The sequence below is a fragment of the Acinetobacter sp. YH12099 genome (assembly GCF_013419195.1).
In the GTDB taxonomy this organism is placed as follows: Bacteria; Pseudomonadota; Gammaproteobacteria; order Pseudomonadales; family Moraxellaceae; genus Acinetobacter; species Acinetobacter towneri.
On record NZ_VPAP01000050.1, the window covers coordinates 1 to 2,064 of the forward strand.

General features: G+C 40.9%; 1 pseudogene. It reads left to right on the forward strand.

The features are described from left to right. Positions 1 to 379 precede the first annotated feature (379 nt). Positions 380 to 1,939, forward strand: a pseudogene (locus tag FTU39_RS13690) (M66 family metalloprotease); the annotation flags it as partial. Between the last annotated feature and the right edge of the window lie 125 nt (positions 1,940 to 2,064).

The window sequence follows — 2,064 nt, forward strand, 5'->3', positions numbered from 1 at the left end:
GCTTGCTTCAAGATACTCATGATCAAGCTGTCTGAATACTTAGATGTTTTCATAGAAAATCTCCTTAAATCAAGGTTATTCGATTTTCTACTTTTAAACTCAATTATTTTTAGGGAGGATTACCTTTTTTTCCTTCATTTTATGCAGTTGTGAGCGCAAACTCGATCAAATATTGTCTATCAATCTGTGTGCTGCTTTAAAAATTCGCTGATTTTTATAAAGAAAAATTAATAAAATTGTGTTGAAAATATAAAGCGATATGAAACTTGAGAATTGCATAATTTTATACATCTATTTAATATAAAAATACAAGTGATTGAAAAATATGTGTTTATTTTTATATTTTTTGTCATAAATTGACATTGGGGTGGAATAAATAATGAAAAGTGTGACTCGGTTTTCGCTTAGTCTATTAAGCGTATGTATATTATCATCCATGCTTGCTGCATGTGGTGGTGGCGATGGGGATGCCGCTGGGAATTCAAATCAAGAAAATCCAACACCATTGGAAATTCCTCAGCAACCACCTGTGGGTAATGTGGCTAATCCTTACCCTGAACCTACACAAGATGTCATCAATCAATCGGCACTTGGGTTTTATGATTACAACGCCAATTCTGAATCACGTGAAGTGCGTAATGATTTAGAAGGTGATTTTCAGGCAATGATTCAATTTGCTCAAGGGCATGTGGTTGATCCGAATGGTAACGAGGCGAAAAAAATGCCACGTTTGACCGCAGAAAAAGAAGCATTATTATTGGTTACACCAAATCAGGGCATGGACAATATCGACACTTTGCAGCTTGAAGTGTATCAAAATGAACGCTTGTTACGTCGTGTTGCTTTACTTGATCCAACCCAGCTTCCTGCTTCAGACCAGAGCAATCAAGATGGTCGTGCTGAGGTGTTGTATAGTAAGCGTGCGTGGTCGGCTAAATTAAATTGGGATGAAGTACGTCCCGGTTTAAAGCTGCGTTTGGTCGATTCTAAAAACCGTACTGGTGCACTCGAAGCAGAAAAAATTGATTTTGCCGCACCGGGTGAATTGGTACTCAATAATATTCGTATCGGTCTACTAACTGCACCACCGAAATCGGGCGGGCATTATATGTTATTAGAGCCTGAAAAAGCGGGTACCGATTATTTCCAAACCATTCCTGCGGCACAAATGACCGTGGCAAAATATGATGACATTCAGCTAGATCGAGTGATGGTCGCCAACGGCACGATTTACGATACCCAAAGTGCGGGTGAAGGTGGTGTCTATTCGGGGGACATGCGGGAAAATACTGCAAAATCGACCTTTAGTGTGGGAATTAACTTAGCCAACTGGGGTGTGACCAGTGCCTCTATGCAAAGTCAGCAACAGCCACAACTTACACAAACTGTAATTGCCCATCATGCACGAGGTAAATATACAAATGGTGATCAAACGCATGGTTTAAGTGGCGGTAATGGTATGTTGACCCTGTATGCCCCTGTGGGCAACGAGTTTAGCCATGAAATTGGGCATCATTATGGTCTTGGGCATTATCCGGGTTCACAAGGTGAAAATATGTTCTGGGCTGCACACCATGCAGACAGCGGTTGGGGCTATATTGCGTATCGTAATAAAATGCGTGGCAACTTGGCGTGGCATACTCGAAACTTGGGTGATGGCAAAAATGGTGTGCCTAACTTCCTGAAACAATATGCTTATGGTTGGGATGCGATGTCAGGTGGTGCAACCAACAGTAGCATTTCGCGTTATACCCATTACACGGGTTACAGTACCCATATTCGGATTCAACCCCACTTTGGGGCGCGACATGTTTGGGATGAAAGCTCACCAAGTGGTTATAAAATCTGGAATAAAGACACACGCCAAATGGAAGTGGTTTATCCAAAAGTACCAAGCTCCAATCAGGTTTGGTACAACAGTGCCGATGGTTACTATTTAACCCGAATTACGGATAAGAAAAGCCCTTGAAAAAAAGGTAGTTAGAGCCATTTAGAAAGTTACGACACAACCCAAAGGCTCTAACTACCATGTACGATTTTACAGAAATTTTTTGTATTGTTGAT